This is a genomic window from Marinobacter iranensis (assembly GCF_029207565.1).
GTDB classification, from domain to species: domain Bacteria; phylum Pseudomonadota; class Gammaproteobacteria; order Pseudomonadales; family Oleiphilaceae; genus Marinobacter; species Marinobacter iranensis.
Map to the genome: position 1 here is coordinate 74,451 of NZ_JANCMW010000003.1, position 26,035 is coordinate 100,485.

Genomic DNA, 26,035 nt, shown 5'->3' on the forward strand with positions numbered 1-26,035 from the left:
GCCCTCGCATCCAACGGGTACTACTCCAGGTTCTGGACCTGCTCCCGCATTTGCTCAATGAGCACTTTCAGGTCGACGGCAGCCCTGGTTACCCGGGCGTCGATGCTTTTGCTGCTGAGGGTGTTGGCCTCACGGTTGAGCTCCTGCATCAGGAAATCCAGCCGCCGGCCGATGGCATCGTCGCCCCGGAGGGTTTCCGAGACTTCTGTGATATGAGCGTCCAGTCGGTCGAGCTCTTCGGCCACATCACTTTTCTGGGCCAGCATCACCATCTCCTGGGCAATGCGATCCGGGTCGATCTCGACCTTTGCCTGTTCGAAGCGATTTTTCAGGTGCTCTTCCTGGGCACGGATCAATTCCGGCATCCGCTCCCGCACTTCAGCAACCAGTTTGCCCATGGTGGTCAGCCGGTCCTCAAACAATGGCCGCAGGCGCTCCCCCTCACGTTCCCTGACCGTCACCAGCTCACTCACCGTGCGTTCAAACAACTCCCCCGCCGCCTTGCGGGCCGGACCGAAATCCTGCTCGGTTGAGGCCAGCACTCCTGGCCACTTGAGGATATCCAGGGCACTAATGTGCGCGGGGTTATCCAGCATCTTGTTGATGTGATTGGCCGCCTCATTTACGGCATGAGCCACGTCCTCGTCGATCTCGAACCCCTGGGCCGCGGATTCCGTCGTTTGAAGCCGAAGGGCCACATCCACCTTGCCGCGCCGCAGTTGCTTGCGCAGTTGTTCGCGAAAACTGTTCTCCAGCTCCCGGAGCGCCTCCGGCAAACGGAAGGACGGCTCCAGGTAGCGATGGTTTACCGTGCGAATTTCACAGGTGAGCGTTCCCCAGTCTTCCTGGGTATCCTGGCGGGCAAAGGCCGTCATACTTCTGATCATGGTGACTCCGCGTTTGGGAAGAAGCAGAATTTCAGTTTAGCAGGCCGACTGCCCCAACATCGAACAGACGCCCCAGACTGCGTGTTATACTCCGCAATCTTTCGATATTGCAATCGACCGGGCGATCACCCCGGACACTCACCACTGATACCAGGAATGATTATGAGACCGAGCGGAAGAACGCCGGAACAATCCCGCGATATTCGCATCACGCGCCACTACACCCGCCACGCCGAAGGTTCCGTGCTGGTGGAATTCGGCGACACCAAGGTGATCTGCACCGCCTCAATCGAGAACAAGGTTCCACCCTTCCTGCGCGGTGAAGGCAAGGGCTGGATCACCGCCGAGTACGGCATGCTGCCCCGCTCCACTGGCAGCCGTATGGGCCGGGAAGCCGCACGCGGCAAACAGGGTGGCCGTACCGTGGAAATCCAGCGCCTGATCGGCCGCTCCCTGCGCGCCGCCGTGGACCTGAGCGCCCTGGGCGAGCATTCCATCACCATCGACTGTGACGTCATCCAGGCTGACGGCGGCACTCGCACGGCGGCCATTACCGGTGGCTGTGTGGCGCTTGTCGACGCGCTGAACCATCTGGTGAAAGAAGGTCGACTGAAGAAGTCGCCGCTGAAGCAGATGATTGCGGCGTTTTCCGTGGGTGTCTACAAGGGCACGCCGGTGCTGGACCTGGATTATCCAGAGGATTCCGAAGCCGAAACCGACATGAATGTAATCATGACCGACCAGGGTGGTTTCATTGAGATTCAGGGAACTGCAGAGGGTGCGCCTTTTGAGCAGGAAGAGCTGGATGGGATGTTGAAGCTGGCCAAGTTGGGCATTTCGCAGTTGTTTGAGGCGCAGAAGGCGGCTTTGGAAGCTTAGAGCCAATGCTTGATTGTCGGATTACGGCTTCGCCTAATCCGACCTACGGTTTGCGGTTAACTCTGGAGTCTGGGTGGACTTGGGGAGATGGGCCTTCCCGGACCGTCTCCGGCCAGGGATGGCCGGAGTCGAGCGCACAGGGATGTGCTTGTAGCGTGTCCGGGAAGGCCCATCTCCCCGAGACCGCTTACTCCAAAATTTACAATCCAATCTCGATATCGTAATCCATGATCACCGGCGCGTGATCGGAGAATCGGGTGCTGTCGTCGATCCAGCCGTCGCGGATGGTCTTGCGGATGCCCGGTGTCAGCAACTGGTAATCCACACGGATACCGGCGTTCCTGCGGGACCCCTCCGCCTGCTCGGGCCACCAGGTGTACTGGTTGCTCTGCTTGTTAATATCACGGAATGCATCAACACAGCCCATTTCATCAAACAGGCGATCCAGCCATGCCCGCTCATGGGGCAGAAAACCGGAGAAGTCCAGCTTGTGGTATAGCGGGCTGGCGTCGGTTACGTGGTGGGCTGTCTGCAGGTTGGCGCAGAAGATGAACTGGCGGCGCTTGCGCAGGGTTTTCTGCATATGGAGGCCAAAGGCTTCCATAAAGTCGTCTTTGTGGTCGAGTACGGTCAGGTCATCTTCGCCAATCGGCTCCTCTTCCCGACCCAGGGCGCAGGGAGAGAGAACGCAGGCAACGGATACCTTGTCGAAATCCGCCTGAATGAAGCGGCCCTCGCGGTCGGCTTGCTCATTGGCGAAACCGTACATGATTGCTTTCGGGAAGTGACGGGTGTAGATGCCGACACCACCGTCCTCGTTGCGCTCGCCGTCGATGAAATAGGCTTCGTAGCCCTCCGGGATCAGGTTGTAGTCCTCGACCTCGTAGGCCCGCATGCGGTGGTCCTGAACACAGACCACGTCAGCGTCCTGCCTGGCCAGCCATTCAAAGAAACCTTTTTCAACAGCCTGGGCCAGACCGTTGACGCTGATTGTTACTACCCGCATACGTGTTCCCTGATTCGGTTTGTGTGTATGATACCGGTTTTACGCGTTAATTAAAGATCCAACCCGCCAGAAGCCTTGTCATGCACGACTATCAGCAACAGTTCATTGAATTCGCCATTCGCCGCAACGTTCTTCGCTTCGGCGAGTTTACGCTTAAATCCGGTCGCACCAGCCCCTATTTTTTCAACGCGGGGCTCTTCAATACCGGGGAGGATCTGCTTGAGTTAAGCAAGGCTTATGCCGCCGCGCTCCAGCGTAGTGGGCTGGATTATGACATTATTTTCGGGCCTGCCTATAAGGGCATACCGTTGGCGACGGTCACCGCCATGGCGCTGGCCTCTGAGGGCAACAACAAGCCGTTTGCCTTCAACCGAAAAGAAAAGAAGGAACACGGTGAGGGTGGCAACATCGTGGGTGCCCCGCTGCAGGGTAAAGTGCTGATTGTTGACGATGTCATCACAGCTGGCACCGCCATCCGTGAATCCATGGAACTGATTCGCAGTGCCGGAGCAGAACCAGCCGGCGTGCTGATCGCCCTGGACCGCCAGGAACGGGGCGCCGGAGAACTATCTGCCATCCAGGAAGTCAAAGAGGAGTTTGGCATTCCTGTGGTCAGCATTATCAGGCTTGAACAGGTGCTTGACTACCTGCAAGCCAGTCCCGGGTTCGAGAAGCATGCTGAGAAAGTTGCTGCCTACCGGGATAAGTACGGGGTCTGAAACCGGGCATGGCTTATCGTTCAGCTTTTGTTATGCTTCCTGACACCATTCGTTTTTAGCGGAGCACCAGACTTTAATCATGAACCGTCTGACCAGGTTTTCAATCGCTGTAACTGCTGTGGCGACTCTGATGTCTGCCTCGATTGCAGAAGCGACGATGTACCGTTATACGGATGAAAACGGCCAGGTCGTCATCAGTAATACCATTCCCCAGGAAGCCACAGAGCGGGGCTACGACATCCTCAACAGTAATGGCCGGGTCATTGAAACGATTGACCCCGCGCCCACTGAAGAGGAAATCGCTGCCAGGGAAGCCGAAGAGCAACGCCAGGAGGAAGCGGCACGCCAGCGCGAACTCGACCGCAAACTCCTGGAACGTTACAGCCACCCCGACGAAGCCGTGCGCGCCATGCACCGGAAGATTCGTGAGTTGCAGGGACTGAACCAGCTCAAAAGGGGCAACATTTCGGTGATTGTCAGTCAGCTCGACAGCGAGCAGAGCCGGGCTGCTAACCTCGAACGTTCCGGTCGCGACATACCGGAAGCCACACTGGAAAAGATTCGGCGGCTTGAAGCCCAGATTCGCGACATCGAACGGGAAATCAACTCACAAAATGCCGATATAAAAGCGTTGCGTGAGCGGTTCGAGGCTGATATCGAGAGACTTGAGGAAATTACGGGCGAGGAACGAACCGTTCCGCTCGATCCCGATGACGCAGGGCAATAGCTGTCAGGACGGGATACGGACACGAAAAGGTCACCACGAGGGTGACCTTTTCTTTTGCTTCCAGAAAACCCCGACTGCCAATCAGGCAGTAGCAGGAGTCTTCTTGGCAGTGCTGGTGCTCTTGCGGGCTGTGGTTTTGCGTGCAGCCGGCTTCTTGGCCTGGGCAGTGGCCTTGGTTGACTGGGCAACGCTGGTCACATCGTCCGCTGCGTCGGCAACGGCATCTGCGCCTTCAGCCGCTTCTTTCTCGAGCTTGGCAACCAGATCGGCGGCAAAGCTGCTGAAACGGCTGTTCAGGCTACGCAGTTGCTCGAACAGGTTCTCGCTATAACCATAGTAACGGGTGCGAAGGGTCTTGACGCTGTATTCGCGAGCTTCGGATTCCAGCTTTTCCGCATATTCGAAAGGCTTGGAAGCCAGTTTCTTCTGCTGTTCTTCCGCAGCATTGATACCTTTCTCTACGATGTCCTGAAGTTGTTCCTGATAGGTCTTGAGTTTACCCATGATGACTCTCCTGAGGTTGTGGATGCGTGGTTTGAAAATTTGCATCGTTAGCGTCGGTAAACCGCTACCGACTTCTGATCACACTTCGGAGGTTACGGTCAAAAATTAGAATGTTCATACTAAAATCGGAATCATATTCATCAGTTAGGAGAGAGAACCTGCTTGTCTCGGAATTTACCGATTGTTCACTTGATGATTTTTCCAGAATCGGCATAATCGGCGCCTTGAATTGAGAATGCCCGTCTCCCTGTATTATTCAGGCCTCGCTTTTGACGCACCCCGATGTGTTTAAAAAAAGAACCAACGTTGCGCTGACAACCGGATTGCGAGATATACCATGCCAGGCAAGAACATCAGCCAAGGGGCCGCAGGCCAACCAAACCCCTGGAAACTGATCCTGCTCGGACTGTTCGTTATCGGACTGACAGGCTGCCTGGAAGACTCCGGAGCATCTCGGGCAGCATCCAGCCAGGCTAATGAGGTGTCTGAAAAACGCCTGAACAACGCCGTCTCCTCTTTCCGTGACACTCTCGGGCAGCCAGGAGAGGAATCAGGAGGGACATCCGTATCCAGCGGCGAAGAACCACTGACTACGCCCCCGACCCTGCACTGGGAAGCGCCACTAACCAGGGAAGACGGCTCCCGCCTCTACTCCAGCGACATAAGTGGCTATCGCATCTACTACCGGCTGCGCCATCAAGATGAATTCGACGTTATTCCACTACCCGGCAGCACTGATACCACATACCCCCTTGAGGACTTTCCTCCTGGGGCCTACGAATTCAGTATCACCACGCTTGATGACAGCGGCCTGGAAAGCAAGCGCTCCGACGCCGTCACCGTTGACCTGATCTGAGCGGGCTACCAGCTGAAAATAACCCAACTGGGCACCAGCATGTCGGTCTCACTCTCACGAATCCAGCCGCCGCCATCTGCGGGCACCAGATAGTATTCGGGGCCCACTTCCGGCACCACCTTGATCTCCATCAGTTGACCGTTCACCCGGTATTCGTAGAACACTTCGTTGTCACCGGGGCGGATAACAATCTGCGGCCCTTCCGAAGATGGCTGATAATCGGACACTACCAGAGGGACTTTTGGTGTCTGTACAATATCCTGTTCATCCTGGGCCATCACAGGCCCACAAAGCATACCCAACACAAGACCCGAGCAGGCGATACGTTTCATTTTCATGGTACTCTTCGGTTCTGTTTAAAGACGTGCAAAGCCGCACTGGTATCACGGAAAATGCACACCGTTAGTGCCAGAGTTGCACAAGCCAATCAACGCTTCAATCAGAATCCGGATCCGTTTTGATATGACACAGCAGCAGACTCCGCCAGTGGTTCTCGTAGACGGCTCGTCGTACCTGTTCCGCGCCTATCATGCCCTGCCACCGCTGATGACCAGTAAAGGCCACCCAACCGGTGCCATCAAGGGCGTTATCAGCATGATCCGGAAACTGGAGCAGGATTTTCCGGGCTCGAAAATGGTGGTGGTGTTCGACGCCAAGGGCAAAACCTTTCGCAACGACCTGTACGAAGACTACAAAGCGACTCGCCCGCCCATGCCCGATGACCTGGCCGTGCAGATCCAGCCGATCCATGACATGGTGCGCGCCATGGGCCTGCCGCTGTTGATTGTCAGCGGCGTGGAGGCGGACGATGTGATCGGCACTCTGGCCCATGAAGCCACCAGCAAGGGCATTGATGTCGTGGTGTCTACCGGTGACAAGGACATGGCTCAACTGGTGAGCGACCATGTCACCCTGATCAACACCATGACGGATACCCGCATGGACCGCGAGGGCGTGATTGATAAGTTCGGCATCACCCCGGAACAGATCGTGGACTACCTGGCGTTGGTGGGCGACAAGGTCGATAACATACCTGGCGTGAACAAATGCGGCCCGAAAACCGCCGTTAAATGGCTGCAAACCTGGGACAACCTGGATGACATTATTGAGCACGCGGATGAGGTCAAGGGCAAGATAGGTGAATACCTGAGGGAGGCCACGGAAACCCTGCCTCTCAGCCGCGAACTGGCCACCATCAAGACCGATGTGGAGCTTGAGTTCGGGCTGGAAGATCTCAAACTGAGGTCCCAGGACGATGACCAGTTGCTTGAGCTGTTCCGGGAATACGAGCTCCGTTCCTGGATTGCCGAGATCGAAAACGGCAACTCTGGCTCTGCCGATAAAAAGGATGTCGAGAACCCGGTCGAAAGTAACGACCGGTCCACCAGTAAAGAGAAGAAGTACTCGGTGGTGACCGACCAGGCGGAACTGGACCACTGGGTTGAGCGCCTCAACAATGCGTCGTTGTTTGCATTTGATACCGAGACCACCAGCCTGCGCTATATGGATGCCGAGGTTGTCGGTGTGTCGTTTGCCATCGAGCCGGGCGAGGCTGCTTACGTCCCGTTTGGCCACGACTACATGGGCGCCCCGGAACAACTCGACCGGGACACTGTGCTGGGCCAGTTGAAGCCGCTACTGGAAGACCCGAAGAAGGCCAAGCTCGGCCAGAACCTCAAATACGACAAGAACGTACTGGCCAACCATGACATCAGCCTGGAGGGCATTGCCGAGGACACCATGCTGGAGTCCTACGTGCTCAATTCGGTGGGCTCACGCCATGACATGGACTCCCTGGCCATGCAACACCTGGGCGAACAGACCATTACCTTCGAGTCCATCGCCGGCAAGGGCGCCAAGCAACTGACCTTCAACCAGATTGACCTGGAGCAGGCAGGCCCTTACGCCGCGGAAGACGCCGATATCACCCTGCGCCTGCACCGGGTACTGCGCCCACAACTGGAGAAAACGGGCCGGCTACAGGAAGTGTATGAAAACATTGACCTGCCGCTGGTACCGGTGCTGTCGCGAATGGAGCAACGCGGCGCCATGATCAGCGCAAGCACCCTCCGCAAACACAGCCAGGAACTGGCGGAACGCATGGCGGAGCTTGAAAAGGAAGCCCACGAGGAAGCGGGCGAAAGCTTCAACCTGGGCTCTCCCAAGCAGCTGCAAGCCATCTTCTACGACAAGATGGGGCTGCCCGTGGTGAAGAAAACCCCGAAAGGCGCGCCCTCCACGGCGGAACCGGTGCTGCAGGAACTGGCCCACGAGCATACCCTGCCCCGGTTGATCCTTGAGCACCGTAGCCTGAGCAAGCTGAAGTCCACCTACACCGATACGCTGCCGGAGCTTATCCATCATCGCACCGGCCGGATTCACACCTCCTACCACCAGGCGGTGACGGCCACCGGCCGGCTGTCGTCTTCCGAACCCAATCTGCAGAACATCCCCATCCGTAGCGAACAGGGACGGCGCATCCGCCAGGCGTTTGTGGCACCGGATGGCTACAAGCTGATGGCCGCGGATTACTCCCAGATCGAACTGCGGATCATGGCGCATCTTTCCGGCGACAAGGGCCTTTTGACGGCCTTTGAGCAAGGCGAGGACATCCACCGGGCGACTGCTGCGGAAGTCTTTGGCGTTGCTGTGGATGAGGTGTCCGGTGACCAGCGCCGCAGCGCCAAGGCCATCAACTTCGGGCTTATCTATGGCATGTCGGCCTTTGGCCTTGCCCGCCAGTTGGATGTGGGCCGCAACCAGGCCCAGCAATACATCGACCGTTACTTTGAGCGCTACCCTGGCGTACTCAGGTACATGGACAACATCCGCAAACAGGCCCACGACGACGGTTATGTGGAAACCCTGTACGGCCGCCGGCTGTACCTGCCGGAGATCAACGCCCGCAACAAACAGATGCAGCAGGCTGCGGAACGTACCGCCATTAACGCGCCCATGCAGGGTACAGCAGCCGACATTATCAAGCGGGCCATGGTGAGCGTGGAAGGCTGGCTGCTGGACAATCATCCGGATGATGCCCGGATGATTCTTCAGGTACACGACGAATTAATCCTGGAAGTCCGTGAGTCGGCAGTGGACAAGATCCGGGAAGGCCTTGAGAAGCGCATGTCGGCTGCCGCCACGCTGGATGTTCCGCTTTTGGTGGAAACCGGTGTCGGCAACAACTGGGATGAGGCCCACTGATTCATCCACACAGGGTCCGTTTTGGGGCATAGGCGCCGTTTTCGCCCCAAAACATGCCTCCTTCGACGTCACCAGCTATCCCCACGCCCAGCATACCCCGGCAATGCCGGGGCCCCTCCAATAAACTGAAAAACGGCACGAAATTCGCAGGTTTGGGCATGGTCGGCCCCCGAATCACACCCGTGAGACGGGGCCATGTTGTGACACATTTCCATCGAGGCCCTCATCATGACTTCTCTGGCATCTGAGCGAAGCTGGATAATGAACCCCAGTTTGCTGAAACTGGTTCACCAGTGCCGGCGACTGATTCAGTCTGAGTTTGGGGTAAAGCTGCATCTCACGGAAGAGCATCTGGAACAACAATTGGCGGACTATGCCAGCAAAAGCCGCTCCAACCATCTTATAAGCACCTGGGAAGCCCTGAAGCCCCAGATCCCCAATCTCGTGCACAACGAGGACGACGAACAGGACAGTACAAAGCGAACGTATCGCGGCCAGGTTATTGCTGAAGAGACCTCAAGGGGCCATAACGGTACGTCTGAAACAGAAGCGGAACAGGCAAGAAAAAAGAAGGTGATTTACCGTGGCCAGGTCATTGGCTGAGGGGCGTTTTGCGCCCCTCAGGTTATCCATCAGAACTGCTTGCTGACCTGAACGCCAGCGCTCCAGGCATCCAGTTCATAGGTTCCCTGGAAGCGCGCTGCGCCCGGCATCGGTTCGTCGTCGACATCGTAGTTCTGTTCGTCCACTTTCTGGTCGTCGAACAACAACACACCGGCGGCCACATCCACCGTCCAGCCTGAACGTGCGTCTGCGTACTGCGCGCCCAGCGTCAGCCAATCGCGGTCACCGGAAGGGATTCGCGCGGTCCGGAAATCGTCGTTTACAGGCGACTCGTCCCAGGCGTACCCGGCCTTGAGCGCCCATTCCGGGGTGGCTTGCCAGATAGCACCGACGTTCGCCTGCCAGGTATCCTTCCAGTTTTCCGACACATGGGCGATCAGGCGATCATCACCCAGGCGCGGTCCGGTCTGGGAAGACACAGGGCCGTTCTCTTCGCGGCTGACCACGTCCAGCGCCTCAAAGCGGCTCCACTTGGCCCAGGTTGCACCAGCCAGCAGTGTTACCGTGTCGGTGAGGCGGTGGCGGGCGCCGAAGGTGATGCTTTCGGGAATCTCCAGCGGAACCATCGCCTTTTCAGTGACGGTGGGCTGACTGAATGTCACGCCACCGGGACCTGCACTACCCTGAGGGAAGTTCCGGATTTCTGCATCACCCTCCAGCTCCAGTTCCGTCCCGGTCTGGGCGGAGATACCGAACTGGGTCTGCTGCGAAACCTCCCACAGCATGCCAAAGGCGAACGTAAGCGCCAGGTCGTCCCCCTCAATATTCGCGTAGCCGTCGTCGAGGGTTCCCGGTGGCAGACCGAAACGGGCTTCCGTACCACTGTAGTCCTGGAATTTGGTGAGCTTCCCTTCGGCATAGATGACGTTGATGCCCGCCCCCATGGAGAAGCCATTGCCGTCGTTGACCGCAATAGATGGGCTGAAAGCGATGGCAGTCAGCTCAGTCTCGTCGGCGAAAAAGCGGCCTTTGAAGTCATCCTCATAATCAGCCGCCAGCCCATAGGGAGCGTGCAGGCCAAAGCCTACGTCGACCCAGTCGTTGATTTCATGGGTCATGTAGAAATTCGGGAGGAGAGCCGGGTCGGCGATGTCACCGCCGGTTCCACCGTTGACGGGGCGACCGTCATCACGGACCGCCCGGCCGGTGCCTTCCTTGAGCTCGGCATCGATATCCAGCACCGCGGCACCGAAGGACATATTAGTGCCGGACAGCTGACTCATGCCGGCCGGGTTGAAGAATACGGTGGTGGCGTTCTCCGGATTGGCAGCTGTTCCGGCGTTGGCAACGCCCATGGCACTGGCACTCTGCTCATTGAGCGAAAAGCCACCAGCCAGGGCTCCGGCGGGTGCCGCCAGGGCCGATAAAAATGCCACTCGAATGGCGGAACCGGGTAATACTTTGTTTTTGCGCATAAATCCCCCTGAATAGTCGTCGGGCGGAGTATACGCACCACGGGCCAATGGCCTCAAATGCCAAGACTACTGATTCAGAAACCTAACCAGTTACGACTTTTGTCTAACTCCTGATCAATCGTCCTGAATCGACAACTTGTCGACGCTGGAGGCCAGTTTATCCGCTCCTTGCGAATCCGTACCCAACTTGATCATCAAACGCAGATCGTTGGCTGAATCGGCGTGTGCAAGCGCGTCTTCGTAAGTAATAGAACCCTCGGCATAAAGCGTATAAAGCGCTTGGTCGAAGGTACGCATACCGCTCTCGTTGGATTTGGACATCAACTCCTTGAGCCGATGCACTTCACCCTTGCGAATCAGGTCCGCCACCAGCGGCGTGTTGATCAACACTTCGATAACCGCTTTACGGCCCTGTCCGTCAGGTGTCGGAATCAACTGCTGGGCCACGATGGCCTTGAGGTTCAGGGACAGGTCCATCCAGATCTGGTTGTGCTGCTCCGGCGGGAAGAACTGGATAATCCGGTCCAGTGCCTGGTTGGCGTTGTTAGCGTGCAGGGTTGCCAGGCACAGGTGGCCGGTTTCAGCAAACTGCACCGAGTATTCCATGGTCTGGCGTGTACGCACCTCACCGATCAGGATGACGTCCGGCGCCTGGCGCAGGGTGTTCTTCAGCGCCACTTCAAAGCTTTCGGTATCAATGCCCACCTCTCGCTGGGTCACGATGCAACCCTGATGCTGGTGAACAAATTCGATGGGGTCCTCAATGGAGATGATGTGGCCCCGGCTGTTGCGGTTACGGTGCCCCAGCATGGCCGCCAGCGAGGTGGACTTACCGGTGCCGGTGGCGCCCACAAACATGATCAGGCCCCGCTTGGTCATGGCCAAGTCCTTGATGATTTCCGGCAGTGCCAGGTCATCAATCTGCGGGATTTTCACCTCGATCCGCCGCAGCACCATGCCGCAGAGATTGCGCTGGAAAAAAGCACTGACACGGAAACGGCCAATACCCCGGGCACTGATGGCAAAGTTGCACTCGTGGCTTTCCTCGAACTCGGCCCGCTGCTTGTCGTTCATGGAACCGTACACGAACTCCCGCGTTTGCTCGGGTGTAAGGGCGTTCTTGGTGACGGGCAGCACCTTGCCGTTAATCTTCATGGAGGGTGGCACGCCGGCTGTTATAAAGAGGTCAGAGCCGCCTTTTTCCACCATCAAACGGAGCAGTTTTTCGAATTCCATGATCTGTTACCTGTGTTTCTGACTTTCGGTGCTCTGGGCGTCGGGCATTGTTTGTCCAGGGCACGCTGTTAATACGTCCATGTACGCTCGACAAAAACATCCATGTTTTTGACGTCCCTGAACAAACAATGCCCGACACCCTCCGAACCTTTGCCAAGCCTTCTACAAAGTTTAGAAATTATCTGGCATTTTCGCCTTCATCCGCGCGGCCTCGCGGGAAATAAGGCCTTTCTTCAGCAGTTTCTCCAGACACTGGTCCAGCGTCGTCATGCCAATGGAGGCGCCAGTCTGGATAGCCGAGTACATCTGGGCAATCTTGTCCTCGCGAATCAGGTTACGGATCGCCGAGGTACCAATCATGATCTCGTGGGCCGCAATCCGGCCGCCGCCCATCTTCTTCATCAGGGTCTGGGAGATAACCGCCTGTAGCGACTCCGACAGCATGGAACGGACCATGGACTTTTCTTCCGCCGGGAATACGTCCACCACCCGGTCAATGGTTTTCGCCGCCGAGGTGGTGTGCAGGGTGCCAAATACCAGGTGGCCGGTTTCCGCCGCGGTCAGTGCCAGTCGGATGGTTTCCAGGTCCCGCAGCTCGCCCACCAGGATGATGTCTGGGTCTTCCCGCAGTGCCGATCGCAGGGCTTCGTTAAAGCCCAGGGTGTCGCGATGCACTTCCCGCTGGTTGAGCAGGCATTTCTTGGATTCGTGCACAAATTCGATGGGGTCCTCAATGGTGAGGATGTGCTCGTAACGGCTGTCGTTGATGTAGTCGATCATTGCCGCCAGCGTGGTGGACTTACCGGAGCCCGTCGGGCCGGTGACCAGCACCAGGCCACGGGGTACAGAGGCGATGTCTTTGAACACCTGCCCCATGCCCAGGTCTTCCATGGTAAGGACTTTTGACGGGATGGTCCGGAAGACCGCGCCGGAACCCCGGTTCTGGTTGAACGCGTTCACACGGAAGCGGGCAACACCGGGAACCTCGAAGGAAAAGTCGGTTTCCAGGAACTCTTCGTAGTCCTTGCGCTGCTTGTCATTCATGATGTCGTAGATCAGCCCATGGACTTCTTTATGCTCCATGGGCGGAAGGTTGATACGGCGTACATCGCCATCAACACGGATCATCGGAGGAAGGCCGGCGGACAGGTGCAAGTCTGATGCGCCCTGTTTGGCCGAAAAGGCAAGCAGTTCAGTAATATCCATAGGGGTCCTCGGAAGGCTTTTTTCTTTTATCCCGGTATGCGCCGGCTCCAGTCACTGGCCCTGAACGGCTTCACTTGGCATTTCAGTGACCTGCGGGTAACGTGTCAGCGTATCAGTGACTGACCGGAGTCGGCGGATTCGCACTATGAGCAGCATAGCAGACAACATCGGGAGCGTAACCCGACGCATACAAAAAGCAACATTGAAAGCGGGCCGCAAGACGGGCTCCGTGCGCCTGTTGGCGGTCAGCAAAACGCGGCCGGCGGACGACCTTCGTACTGCCTTTGATGCTGGCCAGCGTGCGTTCGGTGAGAACTACCTGCAGGAAGCGCTGGACAAGATGGGCGCACTACGGGACCTGGACGCCATCGAATGGCACTTCATCGGCCCGATCCAGTCCAACAAGACCCGTCAGATTGCCGAGGCGTTTGACTGGGTTCACAGCGTAGACCGGCTGAAGATTGCACAACGTCTGGAGGAGCAACGTGACAGCACCCTGCCGCCGCTGAACATCTGCCTGCAAGTGAATATCAATAACGAAGAGACCAAGTCCGGCTGCTCACTGGATGACCTCATCGAGCTGGCGGATGCCATTGAAGAAATGCCAAACCTTTCTCTCAGGGGGCTGATGGCGATTCCGGACCCGGACCAGCCTGAGGCGGGGCTGCGGTCGAGTTTCCGCAAGCTGGCCAATGCCCTGAAAAAACTGCGCCAGGAGGCGCCCGGCAGCGGGCCGCTGGACACCCTGTCGATGGGGATGTCGGGTGACCTGGAGATGGCCATTGAGGAGGGTTCCACCTGGGTAAGGGTGGGTACCGCCCTGTTCGGGCCACGGTAACCGGAGGCTGACAGCGTCAGATCCTGTTATCATCAGCAGCAGATCGACAACTGAACCACTACTGATTCCAAACGTGGAGTGAACCTTGAGCACATCACCAACGATTTCATTTATCGGTGCCGGCAACATGGCCAGTGCCATCATCGGTGGCATGCTGGACAGCGGCTTCAAAGCTGCCAATATCTGGGTCAGCGCCCCCGATGACAATCACCTTCAATCCATCCGCAAGCAGTTTGGTGTCAGCGTCACCACCGACAATCGCTACTGCGCCGAGCAGGCGGATATGGTGGTGCTGGCGGTCAAACCCCAGGTCATGGCAGACGTATGCCAGGACATTGCTCCGGTGGTGCAGAACACCCGCCCATTGATGGTATCCATTGCCGCAGGGCTGGAAGCAGACACGCTGGACGAGTGGCTCGGAGGTGGCCTGCCACTGGTTCGGGTAATGCCGAATACCCCATCACTGGTAGGCAAGGGGGCAGCAGGCCTCTACGCCAATGACCAGGTGAAGGACAAACAGAAAGCCATGGTGGAGTCGGTCTTCAACAGCATCGGTTCGGCCCTGTGGGTGGACGAGGAATCGCTCCTGCATGCGGTAACCGCCCTCTCGGGCAGTGGCCCGGCCTATTTCTTCCTGATGCTGGAAGCCCTTGAGGAAGCCGCAACCGACGCAGGCATTGCCAGCGGGACTGCGCGGGCACTGGCCATCCAGACCATGGCCGGCGCCGCCGAAATGGCGGGCCGCAGCGAACATGATCCCGGCCAGCTCAAACGCAACGTCATGTCTCCCGGTGGCACCACCGAACAGGCCATCCAGACGTTTGAGGACGGTGGCATGAGGGACCTGGTCAAGAAGGCCTACTCCGCTGCCTACAAGCGCTCCGGGGAAATGGCCAAAGAACTCGCCAAAAAACAGTAACCGAAAACGGGAGACACGGCTTCATGCTGGCTGACATTCTGATCACAATCCTGCTTATTGCCTCAACGTTCTACCTGACGATTGTGCTGCTACGTTTCCTGCTGCAACTGGCGAGGGCCGATTTCTACAATCCGATCTCGCAGTTCGCGGTCAAAGCCACCAACCCGCTGCTACGCCCCTTACGCCGATTCATTCCTGGCTGGGGCGGCATCGACGGCGCCGCCCTGGTACTGGCGGTCATTATCCAGGCAATCACTTTTTTCCTGATCCTGGTTGCCCTGAACAGCAGCATTCCGGCGATTAATCCGCTTACTCTGCTGAGCTGGTCGATACTCAACGTGCTGGATCTGATCGTCAAGATCTACTTCTGGTCCGTCATCGCTGTGGTGGTTGTCAGTTGGATCGCCCCACAGAGCAACCATCCTGCCATACAACTGGTTGCCCAGATAACCGAGCCGGTGATGCGGCCGGTGCGTAGCGTCATGCCATCCCTGGGCGGACTGGACCTGTCGCCGATTATCGTGTTCCTGATCCTCAACGTGATTTCGGTTGTTATCGACCATATGAAAGTCGCCGCCGGCATGGGATCCATTGTCGGAATGTAGACCAGGTCTCAAAATCACAATCCGTTACACATCGGGACAATAAAACACCCTTACCCCGCAGCTGGTTCATCTGACTGAATCAGCTGCATTTTTTTGACCTCAACCCGTCGCACTGGTATACAGACCTGTCATTACTCCCGCTGATTTGCCGCGCCAGTGCGGTAATATCGGCTATATTTTTGGCGCAACTTTGCCCAACCCATGTCCAACGCAGTCGCCCGGAAGTCGCGCAGAAGGATGGTTCGATGAACAAGCAAGGAACCCTGTCGCAGCAGGTAGAGGCCTACCACGGCTGGAAAAAGGAACTGATCAGGCAAATTGGCCGGTACCGCCTGTGGCTGCAGGACAACAACCTGTTCTCGGATGATGTCAGCAACCGCATCCGTCACGGCCTGGAACTACTGATTGAGGACGAACTCACCATCGCGTTTGTGGGTGAGTACTCCCGCGGTAAAACAGAGCTGATCAACGCCCTGTTCTTCTCCGAATACGGCCAGCGCATGCTGCCCTCCCAGGCCGGCCGCACCACCATGTGCCCGACCGAGTTGTTTTTTGACCGGACAGCAAACAGCAACTACCTGCTGCTGCTCCCCATCGAGACCCGCACTGGTGAGCTGTCGCTGCAACAGTTGCGCAAACAGCCCGAGCGCTGGGTCAAACACGACCTGGATGAACGCAACCCGGAAATCATGCGGGAAGTACTGGCGGAAGTGGCACGGGTCAAGAGTGTCAGCCCACAGGAAGCCCGCAGCCTCGGATTTGATGAGGACATGCTGGAGCACGACCGCAACCGGCCCGGCAACGTCCTGGTTCCAGCCTGGCGCAACGCCCAGATCAGCATTCGCCACCCCCTCTTTGAACGCGGCCTGCGAATCCTGGACACCCCCGGCCTCAACGCCCTGGGCTCCGAGCCGGAGCTGACCATCAGCATGCTGCCCAGGGCCCATGCCATTATCTTCCTGCTCAGCGCCGATACCGGCGTTACCGCCAGCGACATGACGATCTGGAAAGAGCATATCGACACCGAGCACGCAGACCACCGCGCCGGGCGATTTGCGGTACTCAACAAGATTGATGTGTTGTGGGACGACCTCCAGGGTGAAAAGCACACCCAGGAGGCCATTGAGCGAGTGCGTGGCTACACCGCCGACCATCTCGGCATGCGCCAGAATGATGTTATTCCGCTGTCTGCCAAGCAGGGCCTGACGGCGCGCGTAAAGGGCAACGAGGAACTGTTCGAACGATCCAATCTCGGCCAACTGGAACAACTGATCATCCAGCGCATCCTGATGCACAAGGAGCAGTTGATCACCCAGAGCCTGATCAACGACCTGCTGGGCATGCTGCAAAACAGCCAGGCCGCCATGCAGACCCGGCTGGATGCGCTCGAAGAAGAACTGGAAGCCTGCTCCGGTGTCACCATGGACAAGGATGCGTTGCGCCGTCTGGCCGACCGCGCCCAGAGGGACTACGACTTCTACTACAAGAAGCTGATCACCCTGCGATCCAGCCGGCGGCTGATGGATTCCCAAGGCAATATGCTCAGGGATCTGGTCAGCGAAGACCGGTTTGAAGCCCATGCCGAGAAAATCCGCCAGAAAATGTCGAAGAGCTGGACCACCGCTGGCATGAATCACAGCATGGACCATTTCTTCGAGCTTCTGGAAAGCGACCTCACAAACCTCCTCAGCGAGGGGCAACTGGCGGAAAAAATGGTCGGCGCCATTTATCGCCGCTACAACGAGGACACCCGCGCCCGCCACCTGGAACCGATACCATTGCGGGCAGGTCGCCACGTCATTGCGATTCGCGAACTGCGCAAGAAAGCCAAACGCTTCCGTATCAGCCCGAAAAACCTGTTGACGGAACAGTCCCTGCTGGTGCGACGCTTCTTCAACGTGATGGTGGGCGAAGCCCGTACGCTGCATCAGCGAGTCAGGGTCGACGTTGACCGCTGGCCCTCGGAAGCGTTACTGCCCATCATGCAGTACTCCATGGAACAGAAGCAGTTGCTGGAACACCAGATCCGCCGCCTGCGGGACATGGTCCGCAGTGACCGCGACAGCCGCGCCGAACGGGAACGACTTCAGAACACCATTACTGACCTCACGCGCCAACTCGAACTGGCTGATGCCATGCAACGGCAGATCCGCAAGCCGGCGCCAACCCTGATCCAGCAGAAGGTGGTCAACATTTCCGGCGCGGTCTGACCGACACCGGAAATGGCGGTTGCAGCCATGCAGGCCGGCCTTTAAACTGCTTGGCTGGCAATCGCCTGGCCATTCCTGTTGAACCCGCCCCGGTATGCGGGTTTCCTGCCCGGCCATTGCCTGAACCTTCTTCCAGATAATACGGACCGAATCAGGAACCTGTCGCGCCAATGCCCGATCCCTTGCCAACGGATTCTGTAGGGATAGTCACCCCGCAGACACTACACTTCGACACGCCGATCACCCTGGCGTGCGACCAGACGCTGGAAAGTTACGATCTGGTGATCGAGACCTACGGTAAGTTGAACGCCAACGCGAGCAACGCAGTACTGATCTGTCATGCACTCAGCGGCCACCATCATGCGGCTGGCTACCATAGCGAAGAAGACCGCAAGCCCGGCTGGTGGGACAGTTGCATTGGCCCTGGCAAGCCTATTGATACCAATCGCTTTTTTGTCGTCAGCCTGAACAACCTGGGCGGCTGCCATGGCAGCACCGGGCCCTGCAGCAACAACCCGCAGACCGGCCAGCCCTACGGCCCCGATTTCCCAGTGATCACGGTGCGCGACTGGGTTCACAGCCAGGCCCTTCTGGCCGACCGGCTCGGCATCGACTGTTGGGCGGCAGTGGTAGGCGGTTCCCTTGGCGGCATGCAGGCGCTGCAATGGAGCCTGGATTATCCGGACCGCATCCGGCACGCCGTGGTCATCGCTTCCACCCCACGTCTCAGCGCCCAGAACATTGCCTTTAACGAAGTGGCGCGCCAGGCCATCACTTCTGACCGGGAATTCCATGATGGCCGCTATTTTGAGCACAACACCCTGCCCCGCCGCGGGTTGATGCTGGCACGCATGGTGGGCCACATCACTTACCTGTCCGACGCGTCCATGGGTGAAAAATTTGGCCGCGAACTGCGGGACCAGGCCTACAAGTTCGGCTATGACGCCGAATTCCAGGTGGAAAGCTATCTGCGGTACCAGGGCGAGCGATTCTCGGAGTCGTTTGACGCCAACACCTACCTGCTGATGACCCGGGCGCTGGACTACTTCGACCCCGCCTACGAACATGACAATGACCTGGCCAAGGCACTGCTCCACGCCAGCTGTGAGTTCCTGGTGCTGTCGTTCAGCACGGACTGGCGCTTCACACCGGCACGCTCGCAAGAACTGGTGGACGCCATGATCTCGGCCCGACGAAAGGTCAGCTACGCGGAAATCGACGCTCCATGGGGCCACGATGCCTTCCTGATTCCAACGCCCAGGTACACCGCAATCTTCGAAGCCTATATGGACAGGGTTGCACGGGAGGTGGGCGCATGAGGACGGACCTGAAAATTATTGAACAGTGGATCAGCGCTGGCAGCCACGTACTGGACCTGGGCTGTGGCGACGGCACCCTGCTGGACTACCTGCAACGGGAGAAACAGGCCACCGGTTTTGGCCTGGAAATCAACCCGGACCATATCACCACCTGCATGGGCCGCGGTGTCTCCGTGATTGAGCAGAACCTGGACACCCAGGGGTTGGGCAATTTCGAGGACCACACCTTCGACACCGTGCTCATGACCCAGGCCCTCCAGGCCGTTCGACGCCCCGACGTAGTCCTTGACGAGATGTTGCGGGTTGGCCGGGAAGGCATAGTAACCTTCCCCAACTTTGCCTATTGGCGATTACGCTGGTACCTGATGCGCCGGGGTCGCATGCCCGAATCCGAAACGCTACCGTATAAATGGTACAACACACCCAACATCCACCTGTGCACGTTCAAGGATTTCGAGGCCTTGTGTTACCGCAAAAGCTTCCGCATCCTGAATCGTACGGTGGTGGACGGTGAACACCAGGATCGCTGGCTCAGCCGTCTGTGGCCAAACATGTTGGGGCAGATTGCCATTTACCGGATAACCCGGGAGGAATCATGACCAATAACATTCGCAAACACTGGCTGGCTACACTGTCACTGGTATGCCTCGCACTTTTCACCGGCCAGAGCCAGGCCGGCTCGAAGGATTTCGGTGAATTCCAGGTGCACTGGAGTGTTTTCCCCAGCACCTTCCTGGCACCCAAGATTGCCAGTGAATACAACCTGAACCGCAGCCGCAGTATTGGCATCGTCAATATATCGATCATGCGGGAAGGTGAGCAGAGTGGCCTGGAGCCGGTATCGGGGCAAGTGGAAGGCAAGGTATTGAACGATGTGCAACAGATCAAGTTTCTGGGTTTCCGCCGCGTCCAGGAGGGCAATGCGGTCTATTTCATTTCCGAATACCAGTACGGCAACGCCGAGCTGATGACGTTTGAGATAACAGCAAGGCCCACGGGCAGTGATGAGGAACTGCCCGTACGTTTTACCCATACACTGTTTAACGACTGATGACCGACTCCACCAACAGGCTGGTTATTGCCAGCAACAACAAGGGCAAAATCGCCGAGCTCGCAGACCTTCTGGGCCCCCTCGGGCTCACGCCGATTGCCCAGGGAGAACTGGGGGTTGGCGAAGCGGAGGAGCCAGCGGTTACCTTTGTGGAAAACGCGATCCTGAAGGCACGCCATGCCGCCCGCCTGACCGGGCTGCCGGCCCTTGCGGACGACTCCGGTCTCGCGGTCGATGCTCTGGACGGTGCGCCCGGCGTTCGCTCGGCCCGCTACGCCGGCGAATCCGCCAGCGATGCAGACAATGTCCGGGCGTTACTCCAGGCTCTGGAGGGCGTTCCCGAGCCGCAACGAACCGCCCAGTTCCATTGTGTTCTGGTGTACCTGCGCCATGCCGACGATCCTACACCCATGATCTGCCACGGACGCTGGCCGGGGAGCATCCTGCAACAACCCAGGGGTGAAGGCGGTTTCGGGTATGATCCGGTGTTCCTTGTCCCGGAAACTGGAACCAGTGCGGCTGAACTGTCCCGCGAAGCAAAGGGCCGGATCAGCCATCGCGGCCGGGCATTGACCCAGCTCCTCGACCAGTTAGGGAAAAGGTCCGAGTGACCATGCCCCTGCCGGATGGAGCTGCAGGCAACACCTTGCCTCCGCTAAGCCTGTACATACACGTCCCCTGGTGTGTGAAGAAGTGTCCCTACTGCGACTTCAACTCCCACGCACTGACAGGCGACATTCCCGAGAACAGTTACCTGAATGCGATTATGGACGACCTGGCCGGCGATCTGGCATTGGTCCAGGGCCGTCCCATTCAGACTGTATTCATCGGAGGTGGCACACCTTCACTGATGTCCCCCGATTTCTACAACACATTGTTCGAGCGACTTCGCGCGCATCTGCTGTTCTCCGACGATGCCGAAATCACCCTCGAGGCCAACCCGGGCACGGTGGAACAGGCCCGGTTTAACGGATTCCGGTCGGCCGGCATCAATCGGCTGTCCATCGGCATCCAGAGCTTCAACCCGAAGCGCCTGATAGCACTGGGGCGCATCCACGATGACACCGCCGCCCATAGGGCCATTGAGGCGGCACGCGACGCGGGTTTCGACAATTTCAACCTGGACCTGATGCACGGTCTGCCGGGCCAGACACCGGCGGAAGCCATAGACGACCTGGCAGCGGCACTGGCCTGGAATCCACCGCACCTGTCCTGGTACCAGTTGACCCTCGAACCCAATACCGAGTTCTACAGCCGGCCACCGAAACTGCCCGACGACGATCACCTGTGGGAGATCTACCGCCAGGGGGCAGACTACTTGCACCAGCAGGGCTTTACCGACTACGAAGTTTCCGCCTGGAGCCGGCCCGGGATGGCATCCCGCCACAACCTGAACTACTGGATGTTCGGGGACTACCTGGCACTGGGCGCCGGCGCCCATGGAAAAGTCACGTTTGGCAATGGCGACATCCGGCGTTTCTGGAAAACACGGCAGCCTGAGGCCTACCTGAATCGCATTGGCAGTCGCACCGCCGGCAGCCAGCTGGTTGAGCCGGATGAGCGGCCGCTGGAGTTTTTGATGAACGCCCTTCGCCTGACGTCAGGGGTTTCGGAAAACCTGTTTACAGAACGTACAGGTTTACCGTTGAGCACAGTTGCGGTAAAACTTGAAGAACTTAGAAAGGAAAACATGCTGGAACCGGGAAGGATACAGACCACGGAACTCGGACAGCGATACCTGAACAGCTTGCTGGAGCGCTTCCTCTGATGTCACCGCCGCGCCTTCTGACCCTGTTGCCCAAGAGGCTCAACCTGAGCCTGCTGGCAACAGCCGCCCTGTTGCTGATACTGGTCGTTGTTAACCAGCCGTTGCAGACCGGCTCGGCTCCCCAGGGTATTGTCAGTTTCCAGATGGCCGCCACAGCGGACCAGTCCATGGCAATCCTGCGCAGCTGGCGTCAGGAAGGCGTGGTGTGGGCGCAGGTGTCGCTGTGGCTGGACTTCCTGTTTGTCCCGGCTTACCTGTTCACACTGATCTTCCTGACCAACCACCTGACCCGTGACCGGCCGGGGGTGCGCGAGCGCAACGTCGCACGCTGGGTGAAAGCCCTGTTCGTGACTGCTGGTGCCGGCGATCTGGCTGAGAACATCCTGTTGCTCAACAATATGGACCCGCCGACGGATATGGTCAGTCTTTCCGCGACGGTCTGCGCCCTGGTCAAGTTCACCGGCCTGATGCTGGGGGGCGCCGGGCTGGTGATTATACGCGCGGCCAGGCGCCATCCGCTGGCGCACGAATAGTTCCCCCTAGCGGCAACTGCCTAGTTAGTGCGGTAGAACACCAGGTCCCAGACACCGTGCCCCAGGGTTTCTCCCCGCTTCTCAAACTTGGTGATCGGGCGGTCTTCGGGCTTCGGGGAATACGCCCCGGGTTGCTGTGAATTGGCAAAACCCTCGGATTCGCCCATGATTTCCATCATGTACTCCGCGTAGTTCTCCCAGTCTGTTGCCAGGTGCAGGATACCGCCCACCCGCAGCTTGTGGCGCAGGCGTTGGACAAATTCGTGCTGGATCAGCCGGCGCTTGTGGTGGCGTTTCTTGTGCCATGGGTCCGGGAAAAACACCATCACCCTGTCCAGCGCGGCATCCGGCAAGCACAGGTCAATCACGTCGTTGGCGTCGATGGAATAGATCCGGACGTTCTCCAGCCCGCGATCTTCGATTTCTTTCAACAGTGCTCCCACCCCGGGAAGATGCACTTCCACGCCAATAAAGTCCTGCTCCGGCGCCGCTTCCGCCATATCCGCCAGCGACTTGCCCATACCGAAGCCGATCTCCAGGTTCAGCATGTTGTCACGCCCGAACACTTGGCGCGGGTCGATCATGCCCTGTTCGCGGGTCAGGCCATATTTCGGCCAACTGCGGTCATAGGCCTTTTTCTGGCCTTCGGTCATCCGCCCCTGACGCAGTACGAAGCTGCGTACACCACGACGGGTGGTAACAGGTGAATCGCCGGATTCATCATTGTGATCGGTCATCTGACGTCCTCAACCGCCCTGTGCGGTTCTCCTTCAATGGGTTATGGCAATAGTTTACCAGAGTGCCGGCCTGCAGGGGGCACTATACAGGGAGGTCCTCGAGCCCGTCAGCCCCCTGCAAGGCGTGTGTCGACTACACGGAAACCTGCGCGTTCCGGGTCTGCTGTCGGTCCAGCTTGCGATAGCCCAGCGCCTCTACCAGGTGGCCATTACCGATGCGCTCCTGACCCTCCAGGTCGGCCAGGGTACGCGCTACCCGCAATATACGGTGCAGTGCCCTGGCAGACAGGCCCAGGCGTTCCATAGCCCCGGACAGCATGGCCTCGCCGGCTGCATCCACGCGGCAATGCGCCTGAAGTTCACCGCCACCCAACGCTGAATTCCCGAAGCCTCTCTGCATCTGCCGCTCCCGGGCGCGATACACCCGCTCTCTGACATCAGCGCTGGACTCGCCTCCGCCCTCGCGTTGCATCAGTACCTCCCCACTCTGCACCGGCACTTCCACGTGGAGGTCAAACCGGTCCAGCAACGGCCCGGAGATCTTTGCCCGATAACGGAGCACCTGTTGTGGTGTGCACTGGCATTCAATCGAAGGGTGCCCCAGGTAGCCGCAGGGACAGGGGTTCATGGCCGCCACCACCTGGAACCGGGCAGGAAACGTAACCTGCCTTGCCGCCCGGCTGATGGCAATTTCGCCCGACTCCATGGGCTCCCGCAGCACCTCCAGCACCCGGCGCTCAAACTCGGGCAACTCGTCCAGAAACAATACGCCCCGGTGCGCCAGGGAGATTTCCCCGGGCCGCGGGCTGCTGCCACCGCCAACCATGGCCACCGACGAAGCCGTATGATGCGGTGCCCTGTAAGGCGGCCGACACCAATCCCCGTCCCGCACAGGCAAGCCAGCCACCGAATGGATACTCGCCACTTCCAGGGCGGATTCCGTGGTCAGCGGCGGCAGGATACCCGGCAGGCGGCTGGCAAGCATGCTTTTCCCGGTGCCTGGCGGGCCGAACATCAACAGGTTGTGCCCGCCGGCGGCGGCAATCTCCAGTGCCCGGCGAGGCACATTCTGCCCCCGGACATCAGCCAGGTCAGGGCCGGCTTTTACCCCTGCGTCCGGCACTGCAGTGGGTACCGGAGAGATTCGTGCACGCTCACACAAGTGCTCACACACGGTCAGCAAATGCCCGGCAGGCAATACGTCGTCCTGGCTGGCGAGGGCGGCTTCAGCAGCATTGGCCTGGGGAATCAGCAACTGTCGGCCTTCGTTACGAGCCGCCAGTATCGCAGGGAGGATGCCTTTGAGAGGGCGTAGGGCGCCGTCGAGGGAAAGCTCCCCGACACATTCGTAGTTGGCGAGACTCTCCACCGGGATCTGCCCTGACGCCGCCAGGATACCCAGGGCAATGGGCAGATCGAAGCGGCCACCCTCCTTGGGCAGGTCAGCGGGAGCCAGGTTGATGGTTATCCTGCGGGCGGGAAACTCAAAGCCGGCGTTCATCAGGGCGCTGCGGACACGCTCCCGGCTTTCGCGAACCCCGGTTTCAGGGAGCCCGACGATGGAAAGCGCCGGCAGGCCGCCGGACAGGTGAACTTCAACGGTAACGGATGGAGCGGAAACACCAATACTGGCGCGGGTATGGACGACGGCAAACATGACAACCTTCCATGGTTAGGGGCATGAGCGGCTGGGCCGCGTGACGGGCTTCCTGCCTGTCAGCTGTTCGGGGATTGTTTTTCCAGCTCGGCCACGCGCTTTTCCAGCGCCTCGACCTTCTCGCGGGTTTTCATCAGTACCGCCTGCTGGGCATCAAACTCTTCACGGGTGACCAGCTCAAGGCGCGACATAACGGTCATCACCGTCGCCCGTGCCTGGGCTTCAAAATCCTCCCGGGCCGCACGGGCCATGTCGGGAACAAACTGGCCAAACTGCCCCTGGAGCTGGGCAAAGAAATCCTGTGGGCCTTTCACGAATCACCTCTCACGAATCACCTTTCAAAATGGTCTTTCTGGCCCGATGGCTGCCCGAACGGGCTGATGACAGCGCCAGAACAATGGTTCGGAGTGTAACACTATTGCTTCCCCTGCCATACTGCCCCTGTCGGCAGTATAATGCCGCTGTGATAAACCGTAATGCTCACGCCGAGTTCGTGCATCATTATGGTTCACCAAAAGCAGGCCAGCCCCAAATTGGGGCGACCTGACGATCCATTTTGGATCAGGATATACCCAAACTACTGATAATATTGTTAAATTTTGCGTTGGCACACCCGATGCTAAAAGCCTTGTACGCAATCCGCACATTGGTGTGCGAGGTGGCAGCATCCCGACCTCAACAACGGCCGAAGAGCTCCAGATGTTGAGACGGCTTTACCAAGGAGAAAGCAATGAAACTTGTGACAGCGATCATCAAGCCTTTCAAGTTGGATGATGTCCGTGAGGCACTATCCGAGATTGGCGTACAAGGCGTAACGGTCACTGAAGTCAAAGGCTTCGGTCGCCAGAAGGGTCATACCGAACTCTACCGTGGCGCAGAATACGTGGTGGACTTTCTGCCCAAGGTCAAGGTTGAAGTTGCTATCGGCGACAACCTGCTGGACCAGGTCATCGAATCCATCACCAAGGCCGCCAACACCGGAAAAATCGGCGACGGCAAAATTTTCGTGACCGAACTGGAACAGGCAATCCGAATCCGAACCGGGGAAACCGGCGAAGAAGCGGTCTGATTACAGCCTGATCAACCAGACAGCCAACGCAAAAAATCTATAACTTGAAAAGCCTCGTGCGGAGGG

27 protein-coding genes are annotated in these 26,035 nt (G+C 58.4%); 17 read left to right on the forward strand and 10 right to left on the reverse strand.

The genetic code is table 11. The features are described 5' to 3' along the window. Positions 1-20 precede the first annotated feature (20 nt). Positions 21-887, reverse strand: coding sequence for a YicC/YloC family endoribonuclease (locus NLU14_RS06790; protein WP_275705451.1), 867 nt, complete (start codon positions 885-887; stop codon positions 21-23). A gap of 162 nt (positions 888-1,049) precedes the next feature. On the opposite strand from NLU14_RS06790, the gene rph reads away from it, so the two are divergent. After that, on the forward strand, positions 1,050-1,766 hold the full coding sequence (gene rph / locus NLU14_RS06795; protein ID WP_137437112.1) for a ribonuclease PH: 717 nt from the start codon (positions 1,050-1,052) through the stop codon (positions 1,764-1,766). Positions 1,767-1,965: 199 nt separating this feature from the next. Here the strand turns inward: rph and NLU14_RS06800 are convergent, their stop codons facing one another. Then, positions 1,966-2,772 carry an exodeoxyribonuclease III gene (locus NLU14_RS06800; RefSeq protein WP_275705452.1) on the reverse strand — a complete coding sequence of 269 codons (807 nt, stop codon included), beginning with the start codon at positions 2,770-2,772 and terminating at the stop codon, positions 1,966-1,968. A gap of 80 nt (positions 2,773-2,852) precedes the next feature. On the opposite strand from NLU14_RS06800, the gene pyrE reads away from it, so the two are divergent. Together pyrE and NLU14_RS06810 are read left to right on the forward strand one after the other, a co-directional pair. Beyond that, the gene (gene pyrE / locus NLU14_RS06805) at positions 2,853-3,491 is read left to right on the forward strand and encodes an orotate phosphoribosyltransferase (RefSeq protein WP_275705453.1); all 639 of its coding nucleotides are present in this window, start codon (positions 2,853-2,855) and stop codon (positions 3,489-3,491) included. Between the two features lie 130 nt (positions 3,492-3,621). Next, complete coding sequence (locus NLU14_RS06810) at positions 3,622-4,218, forward strand: DUF4124 domain-containing protein (RefSeq protein ID WP_275705454.1); 597 nt, start codon at positions 3,622-3,624, stop codon at positions 4,216-4,218. Positions 4,219-4,299: 81 nt separating this feature from the next. Here the strand turns inward: NLU14_RS06810 and NLU14_RS06815 are convergent, their stop codons facing one another. Then, on the reverse strand, positions 4,300-4,722 hold the full coding sequence (locus tag NLU14_RS06815) for a hypothetical protein (protein WP_275705455.1): 423 nt from the start codon (positions 4,720-4,722) through the stop codon (positions 4,300-4,302). Between the two features lie 337 nt (positions 4,723-5,059). On the opposite strand from NLU14_RS06815, the gene NLU14_RS06820 reads away from it, so the two are divergent. After that, complete coding sequence (locus tag NLU14_RS06820) at positions 5,060-5,578, forward strand: fibronectin type III domain-containing protein (protein ID WP_275705456.1); 519 nt, start codon at positions 5,060-5,062, stop codon at positions 5,576-5,578. A gap of 5 nt (positions 5,579-5,583) precedes the next feature. On the opposite strand, the gene NLU14_RS06825 is transcribed toward NLU14_RS06820, so the two are convergent. After that, on the reverse strand, positions 5,584-5,910 hold the full coding sequence (locus tag NLU14_RS06825; protein WP_275705693.1) for a DUF2782 domain-containing protein: 327 nt from the start codon (positions 5,908-5,910) through the stop codon (positions 5,584-5,586). Positions 5,911-6,040: 130 nt separating this feature from the next. Between NLU14_RS06825 and polA the strand changes: the two genes are divergently transcribed. Beyond that, positions 6,041-8,782: a DNA polymerase I gene (gene polA / locus NLU14_RS06830; RefSeq protein ID WP_275705457.1), complete on the forward strand. Its 2,742-nt coding sequence runs from the start codon at positions 6,041-6,043 to the stop codon at positions 8,780-8,782. Positions 8,783-9,010: 228 nt separating this feature from the next. Then, positions 9,011-9,385, forward strand: a complete 375-nt coding sequence (locus tag NLU14_RS06835; protein WP_275705458.1) for a hypothetical protein — start codon at positions 9,011-9,013, stop codon at positions 9,383-9,385. A 29-nt stretch (positions 9,386-9,414) separates the two neighbouring features. On the opposite strand, the gene NLU14_RS06840 is transcribed toward NLU14_RS06835, so the two are convergent. From NLU14_RS06840 to NLU14_RS06850, 3 genes are all read right to left on the reverse strand, one after another. Further along, positions 9,415-10,821 carry an OmpP1/FadL family transporter gene (locus tag NLU14_RS06840; RefSeq protein WP_275705459.1) on the reverse strand — a complete coding sequence of 469 codons (1,407 nt, stop codon included), beginning with the start codon at positions 10,819-10,821 and terminating at the stop codon, positions 9,415-9,417. Between the two features lie 114 nt (positions 10,822-10,935). Then, entirely contained in the window at positions 10,936-12,057 is a 1,122-nt protein-coding gene (locus NLU14_RS06845; RefSeq protein WP_275705460.1) for a PilT/PilU family type 4a pilus ATPase, read from the reverse strand. A 171-nt stretch (positions 12,058-12,228) separates the two neighbouring features. After that, positions 12,229-13,263: a type IV pilus twitching motility protein PilT gene (locus NLU14_RS06850; protein ID WP_275705461.1), complete on the reverse strand. Its 1,035-nt coding sequence runs from the start codon at positions 13,261-13,263 to the stop codon at positions 12,229-12,231. Positions 13,264-13,408: 145 nt separating this feature from the next. Between NLU14_RS06850 and NLU14_RS06855 the strand changes: the two genes are divergently transcribed. The 10 genes from NLU14_RS06855 to NLU14_RS06900 all read left to right on the forward strand — a co-directional run bounded on the left by NLU14_RS06855 (position 13,409) and on the right by NLU14_RS06900 (position 22,506). Next, positions 13,409-14,101, forward strand: coding sequence for a YggS family pyridoxal phosphate-dependent enzyme (locus tag NLU14_RS06855; protein ID WP_275705462.1), 693 nt, complete (start codon positions 13,409-13,411; stop codon positions 14,099-14,101). An 85-nt stretch (positions 14,102-14,186) separates the two neighbouring features. Further along, entirely contained in the window at positions 14,187-15,020 is an 834-nt protein-coding gene (proC, locus tag NLU14_RS06860; RefSeq protein ID WP_275705463.1) for a pyrroline-5-carboxylate reductase, read from the forward strand. Positions 15,021-15,043: 23 nt separating this feature from the next. After that, positions 15,044-15,625, forward strand: a complete 582-nt coding sequence (locus tag NLU14_RS06865) for a YggT family protein (protein WP_275705464.1) — start codon at positions 15,044-15,046, stop codon at positions 15,623-15,625. A gap of 245 nt (positions 15,626-15,870) precedes the next feature. After that, entirely contained in the window at positions 15,871-17,835 is a 1,965-nt protein-coding gene (locus NLU14_RS06870) for a dynamin family protein (protein WP_275705465.1), read from the forward strand. A 170-nt stretch (positions 17,836-18,005) separates the two neighbouring features. Continuing rightward, positions 18,006-19,154, forward strand: a complete 1,149-nt coding sequence (gene metX / locus NLU14_RS06875) for a homoserine O-succinyltransferase MetX (protein ID WP_275705467.1) — start codon at positions 18,006-18,008, stop codon at positions 19,152-19,154. After that, on the forward strand, positions 19,151-19,753 hold the full coding sequence (gene metW / locus NLU14_RS06880) for a methionine biosynthesis protein MetW (RefSeq protein ID WP_275705468.1): 603 nt from the start codon (positions 19,151-19,153) through the stop codon (positions 19,751-19,753). The genes metX and metW overlap by 4 nt, the downstream gene beginning before the upstream one ends. Further along, entirely contained in the window at positions 19,750-20,205 is a 456-nt protein-coding gene (locus NLU14_RS06885; RefSeq protein ID WP_275705469.1) for a DUF4426 domain-containing protein, read from the forward strand. Before metW ends, NLU14_RS06885 begins: the two co-directional genes overlap by 4 nt. After that, complete coding sequence (gene rdgB, locus NLU14_RS06890) at positions 20,205-20,816, forward strand: RdgB/HAM1 family non-canonical purine NTP pyrophosphatase (RefSeq protein ID WP_275705470.1); 612 nt, start codon at positions 20,205-20,207, stop codon at positions 20,814-20,816. The genes NLU14_RS06885 and rdgB overlap by 1 nt, the downstream gene beginning before the upstream one ends. Positions 20,817-20,818: 2 nt before the next feature. After that, positions 20,819-21,973 (forward strand): radical SAM family heme chaperone HemW, encoded by a 1,155-nt coding sequence (hemW, locus tag NLU14_RS06895; RefSeq protein WP_275705694.1) that lies wholly within the window; start codon positions 20,819-20,821, stop codon positions 21,971-21,973. Continuing rightward, positions 21,973-22,506, forward strand: coding sequence for a hypothetical protein (locus NLU14_RS06900; RefSeq protein WP_275705471.1), 534 nt, complete (start codon positions 21,973-21,975; stop codon positions 22,504-22,506). Before hemW ends, NLU14_RS06900 begins: the two co-directional genes overlap by 1 nt. Before the next feature lie 20 nt (positions 22,507-22,526). Here the strand turns inward: NLU14_RS06900 and trmB are convergent, their stop codons facing one another. From trmB to NLU14_RS06915, 3 genes are all read right to left on the reverse strand, one after another. Further along, positions 22,527-23,243, reverse strand: coding sequence for a tRNA (guanosine(46)-N7)-methyltransferase TrmB (gene trmB / locus NLU14_RS06905; RefSeq protein WP_275705472.1), 717 nt, complete (start codon positions 23,241-23,243; stop codon positions 22,527-22,529). 133 nt (positions 23,244-23,376) lie between these two features. Next, the gene (locus NLU14_RS06910) at positions 23,377-24,900 is read right to left on the reverse strand and encodes a YifB family Mg chelatase-like AAA ATPase (RefSeq protein WP_275705473.1); all 1,524 of its coding nucleotides are present in this window, start codon (positions 24,898-24,900) and stop codon (positions 23,377-23,379) included. Between the two features lie 59 nt (positions 24,901-24,959). Continuing rightward, on the reverse strand, positions 24,960-25,214 hold the full coding sequence (locus tag NLU14_RS06915; protein ID WP_275705474.1) for an accessory factor UbiK family protein: 255 nt from the start codon (positions 25,212-25,214) through the stop codon (positions 24,960-24,962). Between the two features lie 416 nt (positions 25,215-25,630). Between NLU14_RS06915 and glnK the strand changes: the two genes are divergently transcribed. Next, positions 25,631-25,969: a P-II family nitrogen regulator gene (gene glnK, locus NLU14_RS06920; RefSeq protein WP_004578958.1), complete on the forward strand. Its 339-nt coding sequence runs from the start codon at positions 25,631-25,633 to the stop codon at positions 25,967-25,969. Positions 25,970-26,035: the final 66 nt, after the last annotated feature.

Bases quoted from the DNA above. Each gene is read 5' to 3' on its own strand.
- NLU14_RS06790 (WP_275705451.1), bottom strand. From the start codon at position 887: ATGATCAGAAGTATGACGGCCTTTGCCCGCCAGGATACCCAGGAAGAC.
- rph (WP_137437112.1), top strand. From the start codon at position 1,050: ATGAGACCGAGCGGAAGAACGCCGGAACAATCCCGCGATATTCGCATC.
- NLU14_RS06800 (WP_275705452.1), bottom strand. From the start codon at position 2,772: ATGCGGGTAGTAACAATCAGCGTCAACGGTCTGGCCCAGGCTGTTGAA.
- pyrE (WP_275705453.1), top strand. From the start codon at position 2,853: ATGCACGACTATCAGCAACAGTTCATTGAATTCGCCATTCGCCGCAAC.
- NLU14_RS06810 (WP_275705454.1), top strand. From the start codon at position 3,622: ATGTCTGCCTCGATTGCAGAAGCGACGATGTACCGTTATACGGATGAA.
- NLU14_RS06815 (WP_275705455.1), bottom strand. From the start codon at position 4,722: ATGGGTAAACTCAAGACCTATCAGGAACAACTTCAGGACATCGTAGAG.
- NLU14_RS06820 (WP_275705456.1), top strand. From the start codon at position 5,060: ATGCCAGGCAAGAACATCAGCCAAGGGGCCGCAGGCCAACCAAACCCC.
- NLU14_RS06825 (WP_275705693.1), bottom strand. From the start codon at position 5,910: ATGAAACGTATCGCCTGCTCGGGTCTTGTGTTGGGTATGCTTTGTGGG.
- polA (WP_275705457.1), top strand. From the start codon at position 6,041: ATGACACAGCAGCAGACTCCGCCAGTGGTTCTCGTAGACGGCTCGTCG.
- NLU14_RS06835 (WP_275705458.1), top strand. From the start codon at position 9,011: ATGACTTCTCTGGCATCTGAGCGAAGCTGGATAATGAACCCCAGTTTG.
- NLU14_RS06840 (WP_275705459.1), bottom strand. From the start codon at position 10,821: ATGCGCAAAAACAAAGTATTACCCGGTTCCGCCATTCGAGTGGCATTT.
- NLU14_RS06845 (WP_275705460.1), bottom strand. From the start codon at position 12,057: ATGGAATTCGAAAAACTGCTCCGTTTGATGGTGGAAAAAGGCGGCTCT.
- NLU14_RS06850 (WP_275705461.1), bottom strand. From the start codon at position 13,263: ATGGATATTACTGAACTGCTTGCCTTTTCGGCCAAACAGGGCGCATCA.
- NLU14_RS06855 (WP_275705462.1), top strand. From the start codon at position 13,409: ATGAGCAGCATAGCAGACAACATCGGGAGCGTAACCCGACGCATACAA.
- NLU14_RS06865 (WP_275705464.1), top strand. From the start codon at position 15,044: ATGCTGGCTGACATTCTGATCACAATCCTGCTTATTGCCTCAACGTTC.
- NLU14_RS06870 (WP_275705465.1), top strand. From the start codon at position 15,871: ATGAACAAGCAAGGAACCCTGTCGCAGCAGGTAGAGGCCTACCACGGC.
- metX (WP_275705467.1), top strand. From the start codon at position 18,006: ATGCCCGATCCCTTGCCAACGGATTCTGTAGGGATAGTCACCCCGCAG.
- metW (WP_275705468.1), top strand. From the start codon at position 19,151: ATGAGGACGGACCTGAAAATTATTGAACAGTGGATCAGCGCTGGCAGC.
- NLU14_RS06885 (WP_275705469.1), top strand. From the start codon at position 19,750: ATGACCAATAACATTCGCAAACACTGGCTGGCTACACTGTCACTGGTA.
- rdgB (WP_275705470.1), top strand. From the start codon at position 20,205: ATGACCGACTCCACCAACAGGCTGGTTATTGCCAGCAACAACAAGGGC.
- hemW (WP_275705694.1), top strand. From the start codon at position 20,819: ATGCCCCTGCCGGATGGAGCTGCAGGCAACACCTTGCCTCCGCTAAGC.
- NLU14_RS06900 (WP_275705471.1), top strand. From the start codon at position 21,973: ATGTCACCGCCGCGCCTTCTGACCCTGTTGCCCAAGAGGCTCAACCTG.
- trmB (WP_275705472.1), bottom strand. From the start codon at position 23,243: ATGACCGATCACAATGATGAATCCGGCGATTCACCTGTTACCACCCGT.
- NLU14_RS06910 (WP_275705473.1), bottom strand. From the start codon at position 24,900: ATGTTTGCCGTCGTCCATACCCGCGCCAGTATTGGTGTTTCCGCTCCA.
- glnK (WP_004578958.1), top strand. From the start codon at position 25,631: ATGAAACTTGTGACAGCGATCATCAAGCCTTTCAAGTTGGATGATGTC.